The organism is Chitinophaga sp. 01L420, from assembly GCF_056399985.1.
Map to the genome: position 1 here is coordinate 13,212 of NZ_JBFTSK010000029.1, position 23,110 is coordinate 36,321.

The 23,110-nt window shown below is 44.7% G+C and carries 14 protein-coding genes; 1 reads left to right on the top strand and 13 read right to left on the bottom strand.

All coding sequences use genetic code 11. The features are described 5' to 3' along the window. Positions 1 to 100: 100 nt before the first annotated feature. Positions 101 to 676 carry a DUF2306 domain-containing protein gene (locus AC1DP6_RS23835; RefSeq protein ID WP_477057077.1) on the bottom strand — a complete coding sequence of 192 codons (576 nt, stop codon included), beginning with the start codon at positions 674 to 676 and terminating at the stop codon, positions 101 to 103. Positions 677 to 829: 153 nt separating this feature from the next. Beyond that, positions 830 to 1,408, bottom strand: coding sequence for a helix-turn-helix domain-containing protein (locus AC1DP6_RS23840; protein ID WP_477057078.1), 579 nt, complete (start codon positions 1,406 to 1,408; stop codon positions 830 to 832). A 921-nt stretch (positions 1,409 to 2,329) separates the two neighbouring features. Here AC1DP6_RS23840 and AC1DP6_RS23845 point away from each other — a divergent pair. Then, positions 2,330 to 3,028, top strand: coding sequence for a thioesterase II family protein (locus AC1DP6_RS23845; RefSeq protein ID WP_477057079.1), 699 nt, complete (start codon positions 2,330 to 2,332; stop codon positions 3,026 to 3,028). Positions 3,029 to 3,114: 86 nt separating this feature from the next. Here AC1DP6_RS23845 and AC1DP6_RS23850 read toward each other — a convergent pair whose 3' ends face one another. From AC1DP6_RS23850 to AC1DP6_RS23900, 11 genes are all read right to left on the bottom strand, one after another. Further along, the gene (locus AC1DP6_RS23850) at positions 3,115 to 3,807 is read right to left on the bottom strand and encodes a response regulator (protein WP_477057080.1); all 693 of its coding nucleotides are present in this window, start codon (positions 3,805 to 3,807) and stop codon (positions 3,115 to 3,117) included. 144 nt (positions 3,808 to 3,951) lie between these two features. Next, entirely contained in the window at positions 3,952 to 5,169 is a 1,218-nt protein-coding gene (locus AC1DP6_RS23855; protein WP_477057081.1) for a glycosyltransferase family 2 protein, read from the bottom strand. 22 nt (positions 5,170 to 5,191) lie between these two features. Next, positions 5,192 to 5,998, bottom strand: a complete 807-nt coding sequence (locus AC1DP6_RS23860) for a glycosyltransferase family 2 protein (protein WP_477057082.1) — start codon at positions 5,996 to 5,998, stop codon at positions 5,192 to 5,194. A 20-nt stretch (positions 5,999 to 6,018) separates the two neighbouring features. Continuing rightward, positions 6,019 to 7,911: a lanthionine synthetase LanC family protein gene (locus AC1DP6_RS23865; protein ID WP_477057083.1), complete on the bottom strand. Its 1,893-nt coding sequence runs from the start codon at positions 7,909 to 7,911 to the stop codon at positions 6,019 to 6,021. 11 nt (positions 7,912 to 7,922) lie between these two features. Continuing rightward, positions 7,923 to 8,819: a DUF6734 family protein gene (locus AC1DP6_RS23870; RefSeq protein ID WP_477057084.1), complete on the bottom strand. Its 897-nt coding sequence runs from the start codon at positions 8,817 to 8,819 to the stop codon at positions 7,923 to 7,925. After that, on the bottom strand, positions 8,791 to 9,609 hold the full coding sequence (locus AC1DP6_RS23875) for an aspartate/glutamate racemase family protein (RefSeq protein WP_477057085.1): 819 nt from the start codon (positions 9,607 to 9,609) through the stop codon (positions 8,791 to 8,793). The genes AC1DP6_RS23870 and AC1DP6_RS23875 overlap by 29 nt, the downstream gene beginning before the upstream one ends. Positions 9,610 to 9,627: 18 nt before the next feature. Then, the gene (locus AC1DP6_RS23880) at positions 9,628 to 11,043 is read right to left on the bottom strand and encodes a condensation domain-containing protein (RefSeq protein WP_477057086.1); all 1,416 of its coding nucleotides are present in this window, start codon (positions 11,041 to 11,043) and stop codon (positions 9,628 to 9,630) included. 36 nt (positions 11,044 to 11,079) lie between these two features. Continuing rightward, complete coding sequence (locus AC1DP6_RS23885; protein WP_477057087.1) at positions 11,080 to 11,889, bottom strand: hypothetical protein; 810 nt, start codon at positions 11,887 to 11,889, stop codon at positions 11,080 to 11,082. A 35-nt stretch (positions 11,890 to 11,924) separates the two neighbouring features. Next, positions 11,925 to 16,394, bottom strand: a complete 4,470-nt coding sequence (locus tag AC1DP6_RS23890) for an SDR family NAD(P)-dependent oxidoreductase (RefSeq protein ID WP_477057088.1) — start codon at positions 16,392 to 16,394, stop codon at positions 11,925 to 11,927. A gap of 20 nt (positions 16,395 to 16,414) precedes the next feature. Further along, the gene (locus AC1DP6_RS23895) at positions 16,415 to 19,777 is read right to left on the bottom strand and encodes a non-ribosomal peptide synthetase (protein WP_477057089.1); all 3,363 of its coding nucleotides are present in this window, start codon (positions 19,775 to 19,777) and stop codon (positions 16,415 to 16,417) included. A 3-nt stretch (positions 19,778 to 19,780) separates the two neighbouring features. Next, entirely contained in the window at positions 19,781 to 23,110 is a 3,330-nt protein-coding gene (locus tag AC1DP6_RS23900; RefSeq protein WP_477057090.1) for a non-ribosomal peptide synthetase, read from the bottom strand.

A 23,110-nucleotide genomic window follows, 5' to 3' on the forward strand; every position in this document is an offset into this window, starting at 1 on the left:
CCAGATTTCTTATTTTTGAAATCGATCACCAACACTTTATCCAGAAATAATACATTGCCCTATGGTACAAAACTCAAACCTTTTGATATATGCCCTAAGGTTATTCAGGAGTTGCCATGGCCGGTTTTTGGGTCAGAAAATAAGCTACTGCTAAATTAGGTATCCAGCACCACCACGCTACAACCATATAGGCAAAGTTACCAAACATGATATGCAGAAAAGGCATCCAGCCTCTTAAAGTAACGGCCGCAAAGCAACAGGCATAGCTATAAATCATCATATTTCTATGTTGTACCACTTGCCTGTTCCTAATGCGGATGTATGCCATTAAAGTGGTATAAAACCAAATAACGCTTAAACTCATAAAGCCCAAAGCTACAGGAAGACCTCCCGTTGCGTAAAAAGCGATATTAAATCCCGCAAGCGAGCTTAATAAAACGGCCATTACATATAACTTGCCGATTCCCCTGTGGAGCTTTATATTTTTGCTTCTGATTTTGGGGCTAAATTGTATCCAGCCGATCAGTATAGCAAGCCCGCCGAAGATGATGTGCACATACAGGCTCAGGTACCAGAAGGGATTAAGAAAAAGCTCATCGGGTTTGGCTTTCAATATACCCGGCATCTCCCCGGCCGAAAAGAACAGAATTGGATAAAGCCCCATAATTACCGACAACACGGCCAATAGTATCCATAACAACTTTTTTACCATCTTATTTTTTTAGTAGCAAAGGAAGCAGGTATTCCTCTTTGGGACGCTCCAAAAGGTAAGATGGTCTCTCTGTACGCAACTTTTGCACGTTCCAAAAGGTAGGTTGGCCCCTTTTACTCACATCTGATGCCCCAATTGTATTTTCTCCTGTTGGCAGAATTCTTTGGGAGACAGGCCCGTTGCCTTTTTGAAATTCCGGTTGAAAGAGGTCTTTGAATTGAATCCCACCTCAAAAGCAAGGGAAAGGAGCGTAAATTTGCCATTTTCGGGCAATACAGCTATCCGCTGAAATTCTTTTACGCGGAAGTCATTGATATAATCGTAAAAATTCCTTTGCTCCATGGAATTAATTACCTGGGACAGGGTATTGCTGTGAACACCCAACCGCCCTGCCAGTCCATCCAGATTTAGTTCGGGGTCTTTAAACAGTTCTTCTGTCTGCATTAACAGTGTCAATTCCTTATGCACTTTTGACATCTGTTCAGGTCCGACCGACGTTTTGATGTATTTGGTTTTTTCACTACCAATGGTTACGCTGCTACAGCCAGGATCAGCGTCATTTTCGTCTTCTTCCGAATCACTGAGCGCTATACTATCAGTACCTATCAATTGACTATTCACCATTCTATTGGTGAATATACCCACTTGTTTTATTCCGAAATATCCAATAAACAGAATGAATAAATCAACCAGCATGAAGGTAGAAATATCATTCCCGAATATAACGGATAGCCATATGGCCCCCATTCCAATCGTGAGGTAAACCAACCAGTTCAGATTGATTTTCTCTGTGTAAGAAAATTGTTTTGAGATATTTATGCTGTGCTTCTTTAATAAAATCAATGATAAGACTACGTAAATAATACCAGAAGGTATAATGGGGAAGCGTATAATTGAAATGAGTTTTTCATATCCAAGCCCATGATGTTGATAAACATTGATTTTATAGGCAAAAGTCCGGATAAAGAAGCCGGATAACAAGAGGTAGGCTATGGTTGCAGGAATAAAATGGATAAACCAGTGCAGCCTTTTATTTCTTTGATCGACTAAAGTAGCAATATACAAATACAAAAAAGGACCATGAATAAGTGGCAATGGAATTTCAATACCCAGAAAATACGGGAATTCAACATACATTCCGGAAATCAGCAGGTGATAGCACAACAAATGGAGAGCAATCAGGGCTAACCATAATGCTAAAATAAAATCAGCGGTTGATTTGYCCCTTTTTGTAAAAAGTAGCAACGCAAGAAATACAGAGATAATTATTCCCGTTATATGAAACATCTTTTTTAAATTTATGCAAACCCACCTTCCATGCCATCGATTAAAAATAGCGCTTTTTGATTAAAGCTGGTTGGAAGCGATTTAAACCAAAAAGGAAAAGGGGCAAACCTTTCTGAAAAAGATTTGTCCCTTATAGTGCCCACCGGAACCCGAACATAAACATCCCTGTAAACAGGTATACGCTCATTGTATTTCCTACTTTGAGCATACCGCTAAAATCTATAGATTGCTATCTAAAACAGGTTTAAAAACCGAAGTAATCCTTCTATTAAGACCTGATCAGGATTTTGCACATCGATTTATTTTAAATTTGTAATTTCAAAAACTACAATGAAAGCACAGCTATTCCTATTGCATTTCGCTGGTGGAAATGTATATTCTTTCCGCTATCTGACGCCACTACTGAAAGGGTTTGATGTTATTCCAGTAGAACTTCCGGGTAGAGGAAAAAGAATGGCGTCGCCCCTGTTGCACGATTTTGGATTAGCTGTGGATGACATATACCAACAGATCAGTACCATGAGGAATGGTACCCCCTTTATCATATTCGGACATAGCCTGGGTGCCTACCTCGCACTGGCTGTTGCACAGCGCCTGGAAAAACACCATCAACCTCCCGCGTTTCTTTTCACCAGCGGCAATGCAGGGCCTGGCATCCGGGAAACGGACGACTGGCATCTGTTGGGAAATGAGGATTTTATTGAAAAACTGACAGCACTCGGTGGCATACCAGAGGAATTTCTCGCTGATAAAGACCTCATGAGTTATTATTTGCCTATCCTCAAAGCGGATTTTGAACTGGCAGAAAAAAATACTTTCGACCCTTTTGTTATAAATGTACCTATCTACGCCATGATGGGAAATCAGGAAGAAAATGCCGGTAAAATCAGCAATTGGCAAAGATTTACCAATGCCCCCTTTTACCACAGCATCTTCGAAGGCGGGCACTTCTTCATTCACGATCATCCGGAAAAAATTGCCGGTATTATCAATGTTTATTGCAATGACCTTACTTCTGCTGCCACATAAATGTTACCTGGAAGAATATGTCCGGCGCAGAGGAAAGCATTCGCATTAAATGCGCATCAATATCTTTATCCGGCAACAGGTACTTATTAGTAACTGCTGTCCGGCATTTTTCCATTAATAGAATTGATAGAGATTATTTTTTTGCCGATAGCATATTTTAGCAGTCCCACGGTTGATTTGATATCCAGTTTCTCTTTCATATCCTGCCTTATTTTTTCTATCGATCGAATGCTGAGGAAAACCTCATTTGCAATTTCCCTGTTACTTTTTTCCTCCCACAATAACTGTAGTACCCTTTTTTCTCTTTCAGTAAGGGAGATTAAATCAGCGGCAGTATAAACCCTTTCATTGTTTTGCTTATTCCAATATAAAGCCTCTGTAAACAATCTGTTACGGTGAATCTTTCCTTCTGACAGTGCCGAGATTGCCTGAAGTAATTCCGCAGGATCATCCATCTTTGAAACATAGCCATGAATACCTATTTCCAGCAATTCGCTGATATGGGCAACATCCATAGATTTTGATAACACAAGAATCTTGACATTGGGATACTCAGTCCGGATGGCTTCCAGCAATTCAAGTGCATTGGGCTGATAAATGAATATATCTATCAACAAAATGTTGATATCAAAATCATTCAGCTTCTTAAAAAGGTCGACCGGTTCTGAAACGTGGAAAACAACATTGATCGTTTCATGCTCTCCGAGATAGTTTTTTAAAATTTTACTCAACAGGGTACGTTCATCAACTAGCGCTAAATTGATGGCTTTTAGTGACATAGGACCTAGAATTATGCGGTTCAAACAAATCCGGTTAACACTTGTATAATCAATATACAAATTAAGATTTAAACTGCAAATATTTTTTACAGTTTTTGAAACCGACGCTTTCTTTACAACCCGCCTGGCCCATCTCCATTCGAATCAACGGCCTTTGACCGATTCTGCACGAGGGGTTTCTTCCATATTTATATTAGTGGGTATTTCATTTTTACTTTTGTTTTGATTCGCTGCTTTTTTCTTAAGCTTTCTGATGTTGCTGATAAACAACATAAAAGCCCGGTTCCATGCAAAATAATCAATGTAAAATTTAATTACCGGGTATAGCAGAACAGAAATTAATTTTTTTGCCCTGAACTCATGTGACTCCTCGGGCGCTTTCCATAATAAATTCAGGCACCAGCCGAGTTGTACTACATAAATAGAAACCAGCAACAGCAGCAGGTAAATACCACCGGCAATGCCGCAAACCACGGCAATAACAGGAAACAAGAGCAGAAATACGAGCGAAGAGAAATCTACAATGGTGATCATACCGATGCGGCTGAATTTCCAGATCTCACTGAAATAATAATTCCTTTCTTTATAGAATGTTTCCAGGTACCCTATGTTCCATCTGATTCTTTGCGTGATCAGCGCCCGGTCGGACAAGGGTGGCCTTGTTAAGGCCAGCACGGTATTGAGGTAAAAGGTTTTATAGCCCATCTTCAACCCTATTAAAGTGGCCTCTCTGTCTTCCCCACTACGGAGCCCGCTGTGTTGCCGATAGATAGCCACCAGCGCCTCACGGCGATAACAACTGCCTGCTCCGGGCATCACCCGTGTGCTTTGCTCTTTCTCATGATAACGGTAAATACTGCGATGCAAAGAATATTCAAGCTGCTGGTAGAGAAAGATATTCCCCGATCCTTCAAAAGGAAGCATCCTGAAATAACACCCCATCAGCACATCATCACTTCTGAAGCCGTCAAATACAGCCGGCAGTTTCTCCAGACCGTTAATATCAGTATCAAAGTCCGACAATACCACAAACTCATGAGAAATAGATAAGGTGGTCAGAAAAAGCGCCCCTACCTTATTGGCATTCGGATATACAGATGCCAGATAAAAAGCACCAGGATTTACAGCCAGGAAAAGGTTCATTTTTTCAAGACTATCATTCGTTGATCCGTCATCAATCAAGATGATATCCAATTGTTCCCGGTGTTTGTCTGCCAGCATTTTAAAATATTCCAGACGCTGCTCAAAATCTTTATCAGCACCCTCATTGTACTGAGGAATAAGCATGGCGATCCTTCGGTCGGTAGCGGGTTCACTCGTCATCCATTCTAATTTGACGGCGCTATTATTTAAAGACTTCATAGAATAAATTATATAATGAATCTTAAGGTTTAGCCAATTGCGGGAAAGATGCCTGCTGCCATAACAGGGGCTTCCAGCCCCTAACGGTGATCAGATCCCGGAAAACCCCTTCCCTGATCGTAAAAAAACCGGGCTTCAGCCAGGAGGAATGCTGATCCCTTCCATACTCTTTCTTCCGGTTTCCGGTGCTTTCAGCACAATTTTGAGCAGGAACAACGGTAGGTATGTTCTGACGGATTTTCAGTGAGGCACTTAAATGGATGTCTTCTCCGGAGTTAAATGTACTTGGCCATATCGCCCAGAAATCGCGTATCCAGCGGGACCGGATAAAGTAGCTGTTACATGCAAAGTCAACAACGGTATCTTCCTCGCAGCAGTTCATTTCTGCCGATTCATTCCCATCTCCTACAAAATATTTCTCCGGATCGGGATACTCTCCCTTCTCTGGCACAAAAATACCTTTGGGGATAATCCTTCCACTGCAACCAATAACAGCATTTAACGCCGCGCACTTCTGGTGGCTCAGTTCAAGCCATCGTTTACCAGGCACAATATCATCATCGATCAGCCACGTATATTCACTGGTTACATGGCTGGCAATACTGAAACGTCCGAAGTACTTTAAATTCTTATCAGACCTGATAAGAAATATGGCGGGAAACCTCTCCCTGAAGCGGTTTACCAACTGAATGATATCAATATGATCTTCATAATGAATGATCCATATTTCAGATGGAAGTGCCGTCTGCAATAATATTGCATCCAGTTGTTCCTCCAGGTAAAGTCTTTTCCAAACAGTGATGATATCAGTTACTGGTAAGCTCTTCATAAGATTATTTAAAAAATAATTCAGGATGCAGCAGGAAATTCTTCCAACAACCCAATCGCCAGCAGCCATTGCATGGCTTCCAGGAACCGTTCTCTCAGCACTTCTTTGACCGCATCCAGGTTTTCCACCTCCAATCCGGCAATAAGCATGTTAATATTCTCCTCGTCCTGCCGCTCTACAAAAGATATTATTATTGCTGCCACTTCATCTACCGTTGCTGGTGTAATGAATTGATCAACATAGAGTCTTCGTATATCCAGCCGTTGAATCTGCACCTGGTTAAAGTTGTCGATACGCATGAAGTACGACAATGAGCCGTATTCGGTGAGCAGCTCCTGCAGCACGGCAGCCGACACCTTTTCTGTCAGGTCAATCACCGGTTCCCGTTTGAGAATAAAAAACCTGTCAGACACCACCAGTCTAAGCGACAGCAATTGGCTGCGGGAAATCTGAAATACTTTATCCACCCGTTGCCCATACAGGATATCATCGTCTACAGGACGGCCCTGCGATTCTCTAAGTCTGTTACCCGCCCTTTCCCGCTCCAGCATTTCCTGCACAAGCGCCCAGTTATTATCTGTATCCGGACGGGCCTTTTTCAAGGTTGTTACAAAGTCCTGTAACTGCGGTGGATAAAGGGGCGGCTCCTGGAGTAAAAAAGTATTCGTTTCCGGTTGAAAATGTTTTTTCAGCAGATTCAGTGTTTCTTTATAATTCTTCTGTACCAGTATCCGGTTTACGATTGGCTGATCAATCTGAACATTCGCATTTATCAGAGAGCCACCGGATAGAGACGACTCTTCCCCACTATGGACACGTGGCAGCATCAGGGAAGGAGATGCACTTTTGTCTGCTATCTTTAGCAAAGCATAACCAATGCCGGCAATCCCCGTAAAAAAGCGCCTGTCAGTTCCGCTGCTTATCATCTGCATGAGCTGCTCTTCAAGTGTGGCACCTATTCTTTTTGCGGCTTGCAGCCAATCAGGATTACCAGAGATGTTGTATGCCTCCCGGAATCCCAACGCATGGCCAGCCATTCCATAGTACAAATTGCTGGGAATATCTTCTGACAATAACACTTCCGGCAATGTCGCCATCCTGTGTTCTTCCGCGGCAACCGGCACTATATTCAATGCAGCGGCATGCATGTTAACGAGCATATCACTGATGTTTCCGAGATTACCCGATGCCACTATACCCACTTTCCTGCTGCCCTCCCTGCTTAAAATACCTTTCGCCAACGACAGTAAAACATTATTGCCGCTATACCTGCCCAATTCGAGGCAACACAGGGCAATCGCCGAACGATCACTCATCCAGACCATCTCCTGATCGTCTTCAAAAAAATCATATGGCCAGTAAACATCCGACTCGCCCATATTGGCCTTATTGATCAGGTCCATTGTGCACTGCGTGATATGTGTCATCAGCCATTCCTCTCTGATCTCCGTATACAGATCGAGGTAAAACAATATCAGACCCGACAATCCATTTACGATCCCTTTGTTATCAAATATTTTCAGGTTGCCGGCATCTTTGTCCCAGTGTTTCTTCACTATTCCGGTACATTTATCCAGCCAGCTCTGCTCCTTTGTTACCCGGTACAACTGAAGATATAAGTAAGGTAATCCTGAGCGTCCGTTTACCAGGCTGTAGTTATTCGATCTATTGCGAAGCGTGTACAGTTCCAGCGCATGCAGATGACGGCTTATATCTGCTAAGATCTGCTGCTCGCCGGTATACCGGTAGAGCTCAAGCGCAAAAAGATGCCATCCCAGGCTACCATAGCCTATGCTGTCGGGTTTTGGGGTATGCCCATGCAAATCCGGAGATATCATTTCTTTATCATCGGCAGAAAAGCGATTGTAGACATACAACAGTTTTTCTGTTATATCAGTATAAACAGACTCCATTTTACTTTTTTTTAGATTTCTGCATCAGCGATTAGCTTATTTATCTTACTATAGTACGCGGGATAATTTTCCCACAACCTCCATTTCAGCGTGGCATAGGACAACAAGTCCCTTTTATAGAAACTCACGCAGTGAACGAGGCCCCTGTTTTGTTCTGCCATATGAAAGTATCCTATGTCAGGTGGCAGGCTAGGTGTTGCCGGAAGCAGATATCCAATATCCACCCCGCAGTGTTTGGCATAGGAATAGAAAATCACCTGCTCACAAACGACGCTGAAGTTTCCGGCATTCTCCCTGATCATACTATCCAGGTCCTTTTTATTATTATCCAGGAAAGAAAATACTTCCCGGACATAATTCTGTATAAACGGGATATTATTACCCCCAAGAATACCAGCGTTGGCAGAAGGTGAAAACCCCTGATCATACAAGGGCTGGAAGTATTCAGGAACATGCGAAAAAGTATCACATACGGCTAGGAAGGATTCAGAATAGCCCTGACCTTTTTCTTCAAGATTCTGCGCTACAAGGGACGCGTTTACGATATCATCCTCAAACGGTTTCCAGATAAACACGTCACTGTCCACGTGTATAAATGGCTCCTGCTGTAAACCATAAGCATATACTTTTCCCATTGTCCACAGGCCGGCATCGAATCTGTTTAATTCATCAAGGGCTACTGTTACCTTGGTGTAGGGAAGATTCAGTTTGTCGATCAGTATTTCTTTACCCCATTCGTCGGTTACCAGCTCCACACTATCATAATATTTCCGCAGTTGCAGGCAGCTAAGCGCCCAGCTGTAGTAATTCAGGCTGCGATGGAGCCAACCGCCATTAAACCGTGCATCTACCAACTGGGAGTTGGATTGCCGGGAAGGTTTAGACCAGAAACTTTGAACTATTTTCATTGAGATTAGAAGTTGATTCAGGTATTTTATTTGCTGTTTTCTCCGCCGTTGCCTCCCTGATGAGCGCCAGGGCCAGGGATTTCGAGGAATCAATAACCGGTATATTTTCCAGTCCCTCTTCCTGAAGGATCAGCGAAAGCTCTGTACATCCCAGAATGATGGCATCAACTGCCTGCCTCCTGAAGAATTGCAACGCCTTTTTCAGTAATGCATTTACTTTAGGGCTGATCTTCACGGAATGGGCTTTAATGCCGAAATCGGGGTCATATATCATCCTGTGAATAACAGTATGCTGAAAGGCTGGATCCGGCATTATTGCTTCAAGACCACATTTCTGCAGCAACTCCTGGTACACGCCCGACTTGTAAGTGCCGTCTGTAGCCATCACCCCAATCCTTCGCGCACCCGGATAATGTTCTTCAATCCGCCTGCATACTTCGGAGATCATGTTTACAAGTTTTATGGGGCTGTTTGTTTTCTGCAATTCGTCAAGTATAACATCATAAATTCTTGAGCAGTGCGCGGTATTGCAGGCTATTCCTATCACACCGGCACCCGCCATTTCCAGCCGGTTGATAACCTTTGCTATAGTGAAGGCGGGATTTACCGGTTCATGTCCTTCCAGGAAAGATGTTCTGTCTACAATATGAGAAGGAAACGACATCAGTATAGTTGACAGATGTTGCTGATCACTCAGCGCTTTGGTATGGTACAGAATACGCTCAAATAAAGCCACACCAGCCTGTGGCCCCATCCCTCCTACTATTCCGATTACATTGTTTTCTTTCATGTTTCCCATGGCAGATTTTTATAGAATTTCCCTGAGCAGATGACGAAGGCAGGCCTCTTGTTCCCACATAAATTTTTCCACGATGTCCGCAGGGATAATAGCATTGTTATACATCATTTTGAGCCGGCAGGCATCCGTATAAACATCAAGGAATACGGCCACCTCCTCGTAAACGGCCGATCCTTCTGTATCGTGGCTCACGATACCGGATCCTCCCCCGGGGCCAATAGCACGTGATGTTTCAGAAACGGTAAAGAAAACCGGTACTGCCCCGCCAAGAGGAATAGCGGATTCATAGTCCAATATTTCGAAAGGGTATACACAATGCTTGGCCAGATGCGACAACTGCCTGTCTATATATTGCAGCCATGCAGCAGGGCTTTTATTCTCCAGTATATCAAAATAACAAACCCCACCGGCTGCCAGCCAGCCAATCACACTTTTAAATATTCCATCTGTTCGCCTGTATGCAGGGATATCAAAAACAAATTTTTCCTGGCCACATAGCTTATGGAAAGCGAGAATAAAACCTGCCAGGAAAACAGAATGAAGATTGCTGTTCCGATTGTTTTTGTATTCAAATACCTGTTTGATAGTTTCGCTGGAATAATCAAAACAGATAGCACCTGCCTGATTAAAACTATATCTCCTGACCACGCTGCCCAGAAAACGCCTATCGTAAAAAGGTAAGCTGAAGACCCTGCGTTTCACCTCCTGTACCTTTCTCAACTGTCGATCCTGATATGTTTTCCACGCTTGCGCATCAATAAAACGGAACCGGGGAAACGCTTCCTTCAACTGCAGCGACCAGTAATGCCGGTGAGCATCGCCCAGAGCAGAGTTCAGCAGCTTCTGTTCAAATGCAACATAGGTCCTGTATTGGGGTTGTTCTGTATCCGAAAGTCCGCTTTCTCCGTACATCAACTGCCCCCATATACGTACGGCATCCGCCTTGAATATCTGAACAGAAATGTTATCAAAAATCAGGTGATGAAATATAAAAACGATGTCAAATTTCTCCCCCGCTGTTTTGAATACGGCGATCCGTAACATCGGTCCGAATTCGAAATTGAAAGGCATATAAGACAGCAACAGCATCTTATTACCTGTAAACAATTCCCTTTCCGCAGGGCTACTCCCGGATAGATCGTAGTAGTTGAAGCCAACATGGAATTTTTCCGGATCATGTATTATTTGTTTCAGGCTGCCTCCGATCACCTGGAGGGTGGTCCTGAAAATTTCGTGGCGCAGTACCAACAGGTCGATGGTTTTCTGGAAAACATCACGATCAAAACTGTCCAGCGAAAAATCGACAGTTATATTCAGTGGATAATGATCTTCTCTGATCTTATACAGCATCCATTCCCGTTTTTGTACAAAACCGGTTTCCAGTATCTCCGTTTTTATTCCTGTTTCCATAAGGTGATTCAGCATTGCTTCAGATATTGAGGTATTGATATGCTACAGTTGCTACAGAATATCCCTGCAGATGATATTTTTTCTTGACCATATGCTGTACTGATGTGTTTCGCCGATAGTGGAATGGCCATGTAAATCCAGTACTGTCTGATGGTATACGCTGAACATGCCTACTTTCCAGAACAGTTCTGTTCCGTCCAGATCCGGTGCCACGTGCTGAATATGATAATGAACAAAAGCACGTTTTCCTGCAGTGGCATATACTTTCATCGACATCAGCAACAGTGCTGTATTCAGGTGATCGTTATGATCATCCGGATTGATGTTATTATCATACTCCGGAAAATTCAGCACAATAGGGCTATCGTCTTTCATACGTCCTGCCTGTAGTTCCCTGTTAATGATATTGTCAAGCAGCCTGCCTATTTCAGAAAAACTGCTAAAGCAATTGAGCCCATCCACGGAATGAATTTGTCCGATACTATTCCCACGCAATTTCGAGAGACTTTGAAAACCATACCGGGCAAAGCCTTCACCATATGGACCGCCGTCGGGTAGTCGCAGAAAATAGATACTGCAATGGGCCGCCTGTGTCCGGAAAATTTTCTTTTTGTTCACCATTATATATCCACCGAGCAACTGCTTTCCTATGTCATGGCTTATTCTGAATTTCAGTGAATTGACAGCCCCCGCTTCGCGGGCACGCCAGTACTTTCTTCCATCTCCTGCATCGCCGGCTGTTGTGTGTATAATTAATGTTCTGCAACCGGGGTCGTTGATATCAATGCTGATATGGGGGTCCATAAATAATTGCCAGTCGTCCTGGTGGGCAACGACATATACAGCCATCCTGTTGTACATGGTGGAATGATTAACAAAAAAAGTAGTGGTTACATTTAGCCGATAACGATCTGCTGCTTTTCAGATAAATAAGCAGAGAGCATTTCGATAGTAGGATATTGATATAAATATTTCAACGRCACAGTAATGCCGAATGCCTCATTCAACTCAGACAGCAGCACCGGCGCAATAAGGGAGTTGCCTCCCAGTTCAAAGAAACTGCTGGTAGTACTGATTTTCTCCTTTTCTATACTTAACACGGTAGACCACATTCCGGTGAGTTTTTCTTCTAGTGTTGTGGCAGGAGCGGTATACGCTTCTGTGGTCACTATCTCCGGTTCTGCCGCCACCTCCTGCCGGTATACCCACTTCTTCAGTCTTTCCTGTAAGTCAGTGGCAGATACCGCAATTCTGGACATCTCTTTTAATTTCAATACAATATTCAACGCTTCCCACAATTCACTGCTGTCGATAACGTTAGTGGGGGTGCCATCAAAATTCAGACCATCGAGATCAACGCATACCCAGTTTAAAAGACGTCCCTTTCTCCTGTAGGCATCGATGTAATAGTCCATAAAAATATTTGCCGGGGCATAGGCACCAAAACCAAGTCCACCTAAAACGACAGCCAATGAAGAGATGATGATACAGAAATCCGGATTTCTGCTTTCCATCAATTCCCTCAGTACCTGTAACCCCGTTATCTTGGGCAAAAATTGTTCATAGAAATCATTTCTCTGCAACTCGGTGAGCGACTGCACTGCATTGCCTCCCACTAATCCGGCGGCATGAATCACGCCATTAACAGGTCCGAACCTTTTCTCCGCCCGGGTCACCGCATTGCGCATGGCAACAGCATCGGCCACATCGCAGGACAGGTACAATACTTCACCACCTTCCTGTTGCAGCGCCTGCAGTTGTTTTACTTTCTTCCTGATTTCTGCGTTGAAGCCATCATCATCCAATATTCCCTCCCACAATTCAGCCGGTGGTATTTCCGTTCGGCCTAACAAGATCACTTTTGCACGCAGGTTTCTCAGCAGATACCCGGAGATGGTGACACCCAGATTCCCGAGGCCGCCGGTAATCAGATAAACGCCTTCTTCCCTGAATCCTCTTCCAGGCATTTCCGGTTCTGCCATCACCGGCTCATAAATCTGTTCCCATCTTTGCCCCTGTCGCAGGCTAATCACTTTACCGGTATTTCCGGTGCATACTTCCTGATAAAGTTGCTGTACATAGGCTACATTCATCTCCTCCATGCAAATGTCTATATGACCGGTTTCGATAAACGGGAACTCCTGCGCAATGATCCGCAACAACCCCAGCGACATAGATTTTACGCCGGATGTTTTGTTACTGCCCAATACAGGATGCAGATCGCTGGTCAGCACAATGATCTTCTTCCTGTCAATTCCTCTCTGCGCATGGTATTGACGGGCTATTTCCAACAAGCCGAAAAAGAAGATGTTACCTGCAGGAATGGAAAATTCATTCACTTGTTTCCTGGTGATTCCCCAGCAATAGATGATACGATGAGGCAGCAATCCGTAGTCAGATAAACTGGAGAATAACTGTCTGTATCCWTCTTCATCATTCGGATTCAGCTCATATAGATGGGAAGATTCTTCCTGGTAGCTGTCTGCCATTCGAACGTAAACAACTTCTCCTTTATCTTCTTTTATTTTTTTGATCAGCCGGTGACTAATTCCGCAGGAGTCGGCAAATATCAGCGTGCATCCACTGCTTCTATGTGCGGTATTTACAGCAGGCAGCGGCAGCAATTTCCAGGTAGGCGTATAAAACCACCGGGAAATGTCCTGCTTCTTCTGCACATAGCTCTTTTGCATCATTCCCGACAACACCTTAAACACATCGACATTAGCCAGATGCTCCGTTTTATCAAAAGAATAGGCAGGCAATGATATTTTCCTGCAGTTGTTATCCTGGTTCAGCGCCTCCCAGTTGGGCTCAATGCCATGCAACCACGACTCTCCAACAGCCTGCAGCAGGTAGCTTACATCGTTTACAGCTTCCTGTGGCGTACGCACCAGGTTAATGACCTTATGTCCTTTCTTCTTGCCGATATGCGACCGTACAAATGTGCTCAGCACTTTTCCTGGCCCCACTTCTATGCATATCATATTTTTTTCTTTCAGAAGGGTATCCAGCCCGCGGGAGAACTGAACCGTATTGCGCAGGTGTTTACCCCAGTACGCAGCATCTGTAATTTCCTTATCCTTTAAAATTCTCCCGGAAAGATTTGAAATAATGGGAATAGTAGAAGGCCGGAGTGTAATTTTTCTTACTTCATTTTCAAATTCCTCCAGCATTTCATCCATCATGGAGGAGTGAAATGCGTGAGAAGTCCGGATGTTCCTTACAGGATGTCCTTCTTCCTTCATACAGGTGGCAAATTCACTGATCGCTTGTTCCGGCCCTGATACCACGCATAATTCCGAGCTGTTCACGGCGGCGAGGGAAATGCCTTTGTGGCTTTTAAGAAATGGCTTGAGATCAGCCTCCGATAAGGAGATGCCCAACATCGCGCCCCGGTCCACCTGCTGCATCAGCTGTCCTCTTCTGATGACCAGCTTCAATGCTTCTGCCAATGAAAAAACGCCTCCTATGCAGGCGGCTACATATTCACCCAGGCTGTGGCCTATCATCAGATCGGGGACAATGCCCCATGACATGATYAGTCTGGCAAGTGCGTACTCTATAACGAACAATGCCGGCTGCGTATACTGTGTATCGTCTATATCGCTCACCGTAGAATCATCAGTACATGAAAACAGGATGTGATACAAATCCCTTTCAAGCTCACTGCTGCATATTTCCAGGCAACGCACTATCTCCGCTCTGAATACGGGTTCATCTTCGTAGAGATCCCGGCACATATCTCTGTATTGGGCGCCCTGTCCGGGAAACATAAATGCTACCGGAGGCTTTACATCCGCAGCAGTGGTATCTGTCAGCGGTTCCGTTTTGATTCCATCCAGCAGCTCCACTGCCTCCGGGATATCTTTACATACCAGCATTTTCCGGTATCTGAAAGCAGCCCTTCCCGTTTGAAGCGTATAGGCGGTATCCGTGAGTGATGTATTTTTGTTGGCCGCCAGGAACTGCCCCAGTTTCCTGATATTTCCTTCCAGTGCTGAAGGACTTTTTGCAGAAAACGGCAATAGGCGGAAACGGCTTTTTTCCGCTTGCGCAGGCGCTGCAACCGGCGCTTCCTCTATGACCATGTGGACATTGGTTCCACCAATACCAAATGAGCTTATTCCCGCCCGCAATGGTCCTGCTTCATTACTCCATTCTTTCAGCACCGTGTTTACATAAAAAGGGCCATTGCTGAAATTGATCTGTGGATTAGGTGTTTTAAAATGGAGGCTGGGAGGAAGTTGTTTATGCTGTAATGATAATACTACTTTTATCAGGCCGGCTACTCCTGCCGCCACATCAAGGTGTCCAATATTTGTTTTGACAGACCCGATAGCGCAATATTTTTCATCACCTTTTCCAAATACATTATTCAGCGCTTCCACCTCCACCGGATCGCCCAGCCGGGTACCGGTACCATGGGTTTCCAGGTAAGTGATTGTTTCTAAAGGTACCCGGGCCATTTTGGTGGCCATTACAATTGCCCCCACCTGTCCGTCAATTCCGGGAGCAGTATATCCCACTTTACCAGCGCCGTCATTATTGATACCTGTGCCTTTGATGACGGCCAGTATATTGTCTTTGTCTTCCAGTGCGTTTTTCAGTCTTTTCAGGACTACGATACCAACGCCTTCACCGCCAACCGTTCCACTTGCCTCCGCATCAAAAGCACGGCAATGGCCATCTGCAGAAAGGATCATGCCTTCACGGTGAATATATCCCCGTTTGGAAAAGTTCCTGATGGATACGCCGCCCGCCAGCGCCATTGAACATTCGCCCAGCAATAAACTGTTGCAGGCCTGGTGAACGGCTACCAGCGAAGTAGAACAGGCCGTATTGAGAAAAACAGAAGGACCACGCAGGTTGAACTGATAAGATATTTTCGAACTGGTATATTGCACATTCGTCAGGAACTCGCTGAAGTATTGGTCAGACAGAAAACGATTGTTGGTCAGGGTGGAATAGTTTTGCCAGTTGACATCAGAAGTCGCGCCGGCAAAAAGTGCTACCCGGCCCTTGTAATTATTGATATTGTATCCGGCATCTTCTATGGCCGCCCATACGCACTGATGCAATACCCGCATCTGTGGATCCATCATGTTTGCTTCATCTGGCCGGTAATCAAAAAATGCTGCATCAAACTGCCCCTTGTTTTTCAAATATGCATTGGCCCGAACATAGTCCGGACGATCAATCAAAGCAGTATCAATTTCTTCTTCCAGAAGTTCTTCCCGGGTAAAATGACTGATAGATTCAACGCCGTTTTTCAGGTTCTCCCAGAATGCCTGTATATCTTCCGCACCGGGGAATTGGCCGGCCATACCGATTATGGCAATTTCATACCCCGTATATTTATTATCCATACCTGGCTGATTTTGGTATTTTATCTGCTTAATAAATTCAGAAAGTCCCCGCGATCTTCAAATTCCTTTTCCATCTCCGACGTTTTTTTATCACCATTTACGATGAAGTCCGCCATTAAAGAAATATTGGATAGCCGGAAGGTATTTGCCACAGAGATATTAACATTCATTGCCTCATTCACCAGTCTGTTTAACTGAATTATTTTTAGTGAATGACCACCCAGATCAAAGAAGTTAGCATAGATGCTGATTTTGTCACTGTTGATATTCAGCACCCGGGACCAGATTTCTACCAGCTTTGACTGTATGTTTGTTTCAGGCTTCGCATAACTGTCGGTGATTTCTACATCTGGTTCCGGCAGCGCTTTTTTGTCCAGCTTACCATTTGGATTCAGCGGCAGGCTTTTTAAATGAACATAATATGCGGGCACCATATGCCCGGGTAATTTGGCTGCCAGGAAGCTTCTCAGTACGGTTACTGGTATCTCCTCTTCTGCTGTATAGTAGGCCGACAAATGCTCATTGCCGTATTTCTTCACCGGCAATACTACCGCATCCTTCACCATAGGGTGACTTGTAAGGTTGTTGGTTATTTCGGACAGCTCAATCCGGAATCCGCGTATCTTCACCTGATCATCATTTCTGCCGGTGAATTCGATACTGCCTTCCGGTAGCCATTTTCCCAGATCTCCTGTACGATAAATCAGCCGCTGCTCATCGAAAGGATTCTTTATAAACTTCTCTGCTGTCAACTGACTGTTGTTCAGGTATCCATTTCCCACGCATACCCCGCCGATATAGATATCTCCAGTTACTCCCACTGGCACTGGTTTCAGATCCCGGTCCAGTATATACAACTGTGTATTATATGCCGCTTTCCCGATCGGGATGCTTTTGGCTTTTTCGAGTTCGTAGTCAGACAGTTCATGCCAGGACACCACATCCGTGCACTCAGTGGGACCATACGAATTAATGATGATGGCATTATAATAAGCCGATTTACGCCAGCCATCCAGTTCCCTGGTATGGATAGGTTCTCCGCCCAGCACCACTTGCCTGAGCGGCTGCAGATTCCGGAAGTGGGAATACTCTTCTTCTTCCAATAGCGGATAAAATGCGCTGGGAGCAAGATTTACTATTGTTACGCCTTCCCTTTTGATTGTTTCGGCAATGGCATTATACTCCAGATGCAATTTTTCAGACAGGCATAAAGGTGCGCCGACTGCCAGCGGAGAGAAAATATTCTTTTGTGCCAGGTCAAAACTTACCGGCGCAAGCAACAACATAACGTCTGCAGGCGTCAGTTTCAACTTATCACGATACCATTCTATCAGATTGGTAAATGAATGATGTCTGATCATGGCTCCTTTGGGAACACCGGTAGAACCAGAAGTATAGATTACGTAGATCAGGTCATCGGGGCCTGTTATTTTCTCCGGATTAAAATCCGGCTGTCCGGCGATAAAATTTCTCTCCGCAATGATGGAAACCAATGGCACCCCGGTATCCCGGCTACTATTTGTCTGTAAGCCTATGATGGCCTTCAATCCGCTGTTGGTCGTCAAGAGCTGTATACGTTCCTCGGGATAGTTTGGGTCGATAGGCACATACGCCGCACCCGCTTTCAGTATCGCCAGGATACTGATAATAAGACTTTCTGTCCTGGGCAGCATCACCCCTATAAGGTCATTTGGTTTTATATCGAGTTTCTCCCTCAGATAATGCGCCAGCTTATTGACAGTTGTGTTTAATGTCTGATAGGAAATCCTGGTTTCTTCACAGATAATAGCTGTATTGGCAGGTGTGCGCAATACCTGTTCTTCAAACAGGTCAATCACTGTTTTGTCTGCAGCATAACTCACTTTTGTATTGTTGAATCCATACAGCACCTGTTCCCTTTCGGCTTCAGACAATATGTCGATATCAGTGATGTTTACAAACGGATTCGCCAATACGGCGTTGATAATACGATGAAAACAGACCATAAATTTTTCGATGGTTCCGGCTTTGAAAATGGAGGTCGCATATTCCAGGCTCAGTTTCATTGTTTCCGTTTGTTCGGTTACCGTTAAGGTAAGATCAAACTTGGCGACACCAGGCTCAAAGCTGCAGGGCTGCAGGGTAAGGCCCGGCATTTCCAGGTAGGCTGGTTCAAAATTATTGTAGGCAAATAATACATCGAACAGCGGATTCCGGCTGGTATCTCTTTCTACTCTCAGTTGCTCCACCAGCTCTTCATAAGGATAGTACTGATGCGCAAAACACTGTAGTGCACGTGCTTTCACAACAGCCAGCAGCTCTTTGAAGCTAAGCGCTCCTTTCACCTCATTTCTCAGCACGAGGGTGTTGGCAAACATACCGAACATATTGGCGAGATCGGGATGCTGACGGCCGGCGGTAACTGATCCGATAACAATATCCTGTTGATTGGAGAGTTTACTGAGCAATACATTGAAGAGCGACAACATCACCATGAACATGGTGGCGCCGTCCTGTTCTGCGATGGTTCTCAATCCCGCAGTTGTTGTTGCATCTATTTCAATAGTCACAGAGCTGCCGCTATATTCCTTAATGAGCGGCCGTGGAAAATCAGCAGGTAATTCAAGGCGGCCGGGCACTTCTATGAACTCATCCACCCAGTATTGTTTATGGGCGGACATGAATTGCTGTTGTGCAGGAGATTGTTGCCACTCCGCAAAATCCTTGTATTGCAAAGGCAATGGTGGCAACACTTCCTCATTGTAGATAGCCATAAAGTCCCTTATCAGTATTCCTGCCGACACCCCATCAGATGCAATATGATGCATGTCTACCACGAGCACATGCTCATCCGGCCCGACGTTGATCAATCCTGCTCTGAACAAGGGAGGTTTATGCAAATCAAAGGGTCTTATAAACTGATGTATTATAGTCTTCACATCGCCATTATCTGCATGCAATTCTTCCAGATCAAAATCCTGTGGCGGTAATACCTGCTGCATTGGCAGGTCGTTTACCATTTCGAAAGCGGTGCGGAATATTTCATGACGGTCCAGTAAGACAGTGAAGGCATTCTTTATCCTTGCTTTGTCCGGTTTACCGGTCAGGGTTACTGCCTGTGGAATATTATAGGCCAGTGATGTTTTGTCGAATTCATACTGGAAGTACAGCCGCCGCTGTGCTGCGGACAGGTGATAGTATTTTTTTTCTGCTGTCCGGGGGATCGGAATATACTTATCGCCTGTAACGCCTTGCAGGAGTTGTAGCAGGGCCTCTTTATTATTTTTCAGCGCATGCAGTAAGTCATCGGTGAGGGCATTAGCCGGGTCATAGATGTCCAGTTGTTCCCCTTGGGCCACCAGCGAAATTCCCAGTTCCTCTACTTTTCTGAGTAGTTCTTCCATTCGTTAAATACTTACTTTGTTATAGTTGTTGTTTGCTTTCTGCGATAATTTCGCTACAAGAATATTCGTTTGTAATTCTTTGATGGTAGGCTTCTCGAAGAAAGTGAGCAGCGGAATCCTGACATCAAATTCTTTTTCAATTCTATGCAATAAGTTGTAGGTACGCAGTGAATGCCCTCCCAATACAAAGAAATTTGCATTGATATCTATTTTGCTGCTGTCAATCCTCAGGATCTCAGACCATATCAATACCAGGCGCTCCTCTGTTTCATTGGAAGCAGCAGCGCCCTGAGCTGATTCCCCGGTCTGTGGCACCGGTAGCGCGTTTATATCTGTTTTTCCGTTGGGCGTCAGTGGTAAACATTCCAGCCTGATGATATAGGCCGGCACCATATAGTCCGGTAATCGCTGCTGCAGATACTGGCGCAGCAGCTTTTCATCGATAGTGTTAAGTGCTGCATAATAGGCAACAAGATATTTTTCGCCATCCTTGTTTCTGGCTATCACCACACTTTCTTTAATGTCGGTATGCCCAGTCAAACAGCTTTCGATTTCCCCTGTTTCTATCCTGTATCCGTTGATTTTTACCTGGCTATCCCTTCTCCCCACAAACGCTATATCACCACCCGGCAACCATTTTCCCAGATCTCCGGTTTTATACATCCGCTCTCCAGGGATATGTGGATTCTCCGGGAAACGCTCTTTTGTAAGAGATATGTTATGGAGATATCCTTCAGCAAGACCAGCGCCTGCTATGAATATTTCACCGATCACTCCTTCCGGAACAGGATGCAGATATTTGTCCAGCAGGTAAATCCGCGTATTGGCAGCCGGCTTTCCTATGGGTACTGTTCTTCCTGTATCCCGATCGATATTGAAGCGATGTATCATGCAGCCTACTGTGGCTTCTGTAGGCCCATACTCATTGTATATCTCTATTTCTCCGTTGAATAACTGATGTATTTCTTTGGTCAGCTGCGTTGTCAGTTCTTCCCCTCCCACGATCAACCGTTTGATCTTACTTTTATAATCCATGTTGTGGAAAAAAGAAGATTCTTTTAACAGTTTCAGATGAGAAGGCGTCAGTTTTACTATGCCTGACTGGTTATCTGACAACACCTGATCAACCGGAAAATGATGGTCGCTCTCCGGGTAAATATGTATGGTGCACCCGGTAATCAAGGGTACAAAAATAGAGGTGATGGTCAGATCGAAAGCAACGGAAGTAAACAATGGGAACGACAGTTTTTCCTGTCGCAGGTATGCGCCGGCGGCCCAGCTGATATAGTTGTTCAGGGCCGCATGCTGTATGCTGACACCTTTGGGCTTACCCGTGGATCCGGATGTGTATATGACATACGCCTTGTCTGTTCCGGCAATATCAACCGCCACCGGGCTTTGATGTGCCTGATCAGTTATGCCTGCTGTCTTGTCTATATTTACAAGGCGGGTACCGGCGGGCAGATCGGAATAATCACCCTTTGTTATCAGCACTTTCAATCCTGCATCCTGTATGATGGCGTTAATCCTGTCTGCCGGATGATGCGGGTCCAGCGGTACATATACTGCTCCTGCCCTTAACACAGCAAATATCGCAGGGATCATCAAATCTCCTCGCTCCAGCAGGATACCGGCTAAATCACCTTTTCCAAGCTGGTATTCCTGCTGCAACCAGACGGTCATTTTATCCATTTGGTACTTCAGTGCTGCGAAGGTGGTGGTGTTACCGTTGCATACGGTTCCTATCCGATGCGGGTGTTCCAATGCCTGCCTTTCAAACTGGTCAACTACCGTTTCTTTTGCCTGGTAAGCCAGCGGCAGGGCATTAAAATTATTTATGTTTCCATTTTTTTCACTGGTGCTGCGGAGCACAATATCCGCCAGTTTTTTATCCGGGTCCTCGGTTACGGCTATTAAGATCTGTTTATAGAAGTCAGTGAAACGGTCAATTGTTTCCGGCTTAAACAATGCTGTAGAGAATTCAACCTCAAAGTTAACATGGTGCTCACTTTCGACGCTTGTAAGCATCAGGTCAAACTTGGATACCTTACTGCTATAAGGATAATACGTCAGTGTAAGGCCGGGGAATTCCATTTCCGGGTTTTTAAATCCATGATGCACATACATGATGTCTATCAGTGGATAGCTGCCGGGATTACGGTCAATTTTCAGTGCATCAATCAGTTCTTCATACTGAAAGTCCTGGTGATCGATACAGGCAAGCGTATTTGTTTTCAGTTCCGCCAAAAAATGTCTGAAGTTCATTCCTCCTTCAGGGCGGTTACGCAGTGGCAGGATATTCACAAACATACCCAGGATATTTTCCATGTCTGAATGGGAACGTCCTGTTACGGGAGTGCCAACCACCACATCTTCCTGGCCACTTAATTTACTTAACAGCACATTATAAACGGCCAGCAGCGTCATGAACAAGGTAGCGCTTTCCGTCCTGGTGAAAGCCCGTAGTACGGCTGTCTGGCCGGAGCTCAGCGAAAAATGTTTTCTGTCGCCCCGGTAGTCTTTAATGGCCGGTCTGCTGAAATCAACCGGCAGATCAAATCCGTTGCTATTATCCGCAAATCTGTCCAGCCAGAATTTTCTTTGCTTTGCTTTGATGTGTTCCTGTTCGCTATTATGCAGCCATTCAGCATAGTCTTTATACTGTAATACCACATCGGGCAGTTGGTTGCCATGATAGAGCTGTATGAAGTCATTGAGCAGCAGCACATGTGACACACCATCCGTCACGATGTGGTGCATATCCACGATGAGTATGTATTCGCTGTCGCTGATCTCTATAAGGCCAACCCTCATCAGGGGAGCGATTGCGAGGTCGAAGGGCCTCACAAATCTCCGTATAATATCGTCTGCTTCCGCTTCGGTCGCCTTATAATGTGCTATTCGAAAATCCACTTCCCGGGATATCACCTGTACAGGATCACCGTTCATCAGGCGGAAGCTGGTACGCAGGTTTTCATGCCTGGCAATCAGCTTTTCGAATACATCCTGCAGTCGCTCCACAGTTATCTCACCTTCTATTTTATTGGTGTGCGGCAGGTTGTAAGCCAGGGAAGACTGATACAATTCGTGTAAAAAGTATTGCCTCTTCTGCGCGGGAGATGTGGCGTAATATTCTTTAGTGGTAACAGGGTGGATACGGTTATTCTGCCTGGCATTAATATACCTGATGATCTCCTGTTTGTTTTCCTTTATCAGGTCAGCAATATCGGGCGTCATTTTCTCTTTACTGAGCATCACTTTGAGCTTATCATCCGATACCTCAAATTTTGCTCCCCTGGAAATTAATTCCTGTATGATCTCATCTGTTGTCAT

Excerpts from the sequence above, each read along its gene's own strand:
- AC1DP6_RS23880 (WP_477057086.1), bottom strand. The coding sequence starts at position 11,043 with ATGCTGAATCACCTTATGGAAACAGGAATAAAAACGGAGATACTGGAA.
- AC1DP6_RS23885 (WP_477057087.1), bottom strand. The coding sequence starts at position 11,889 with ATGTACAACAGGATGGCTGTATATGTCGTTGCCCACCAGGACGACTGG.
- AC1DP6_RS23870 (WP_477057084.1), bottom strand. The coding sequence starts at position 8,819 with ATGAAAATAGTTCAAAGTTTCTGGTCTAAACCTTCCCGGCAATCCAAC.
- AC1DP6_RS23865 (WP_477057083.1), bottom strand. The coding sequence starts at position 7,911 with ATGGAGTCTGTTTATACTGATATAACAGAAAAACTGTTGTATGTCTAC.
- AC1DP6_RS23875 (WP_477057085.1), bottom strand. The coding sequence starts at position 9,609 with ATGAAAGAAAACAATGTAATCGGAATAGTAGGAGGGATGGGGCCACAG.
- AC1DP6_RS23840 (WP_477057078.1), bottom strand. The coding sequence starts at position 1,408 with ATGCTGGTTGATTTATTCATTCTGTTTATTGGATATTTCGGAATAAAA.
- AC1DP6_RS23895 (WP_477057089.1), bottom strand. The coding sequence starts at position 19,777 with ATGGAAGAACTACTCAGAAAAGTAGAGGAACTGGGAATTTCGCTGGTG.
- AC1DP6_RS23845 (WP_477057079.1), top strand. The coding sequence starts at position 2,330 with ATGAAAGCACAGCTATTCCTATTGCATTTCGCTGGTGGAAATGTATAT.
- AC1DP6_RS23900 (WP_477057090.1), bottom strand. The coding sequence starts at position 23,110 with ATGACAACAGATGAGATCATACAGGAATTAATTTCCAGGGGAGCAAAA.
- AC1DP6_RS23860 (WP_477057082.1), bottom strand. The coding sequence starts at position 5,998 with ATGAAGAGCTTACCAGTAACTGATATCATCACTGTTTGGAAAAGACTT.
- AC1DP6_RS23850 (WP_477057080.1), bottom strand. The coding sequence starts at position 3,807 with ATGTCACTAAAAGCCATCAATTTAGCGCTAGTTGATGAACGTACCCTG.
- AC1DP6_RS23855 (WP_477057081.1), bottom strand. The coding sequence starts at position 5,169 with ATGAAGTCTTTAAATAATAGCGCCGTCAAATTAGAATGGATGACGAGT.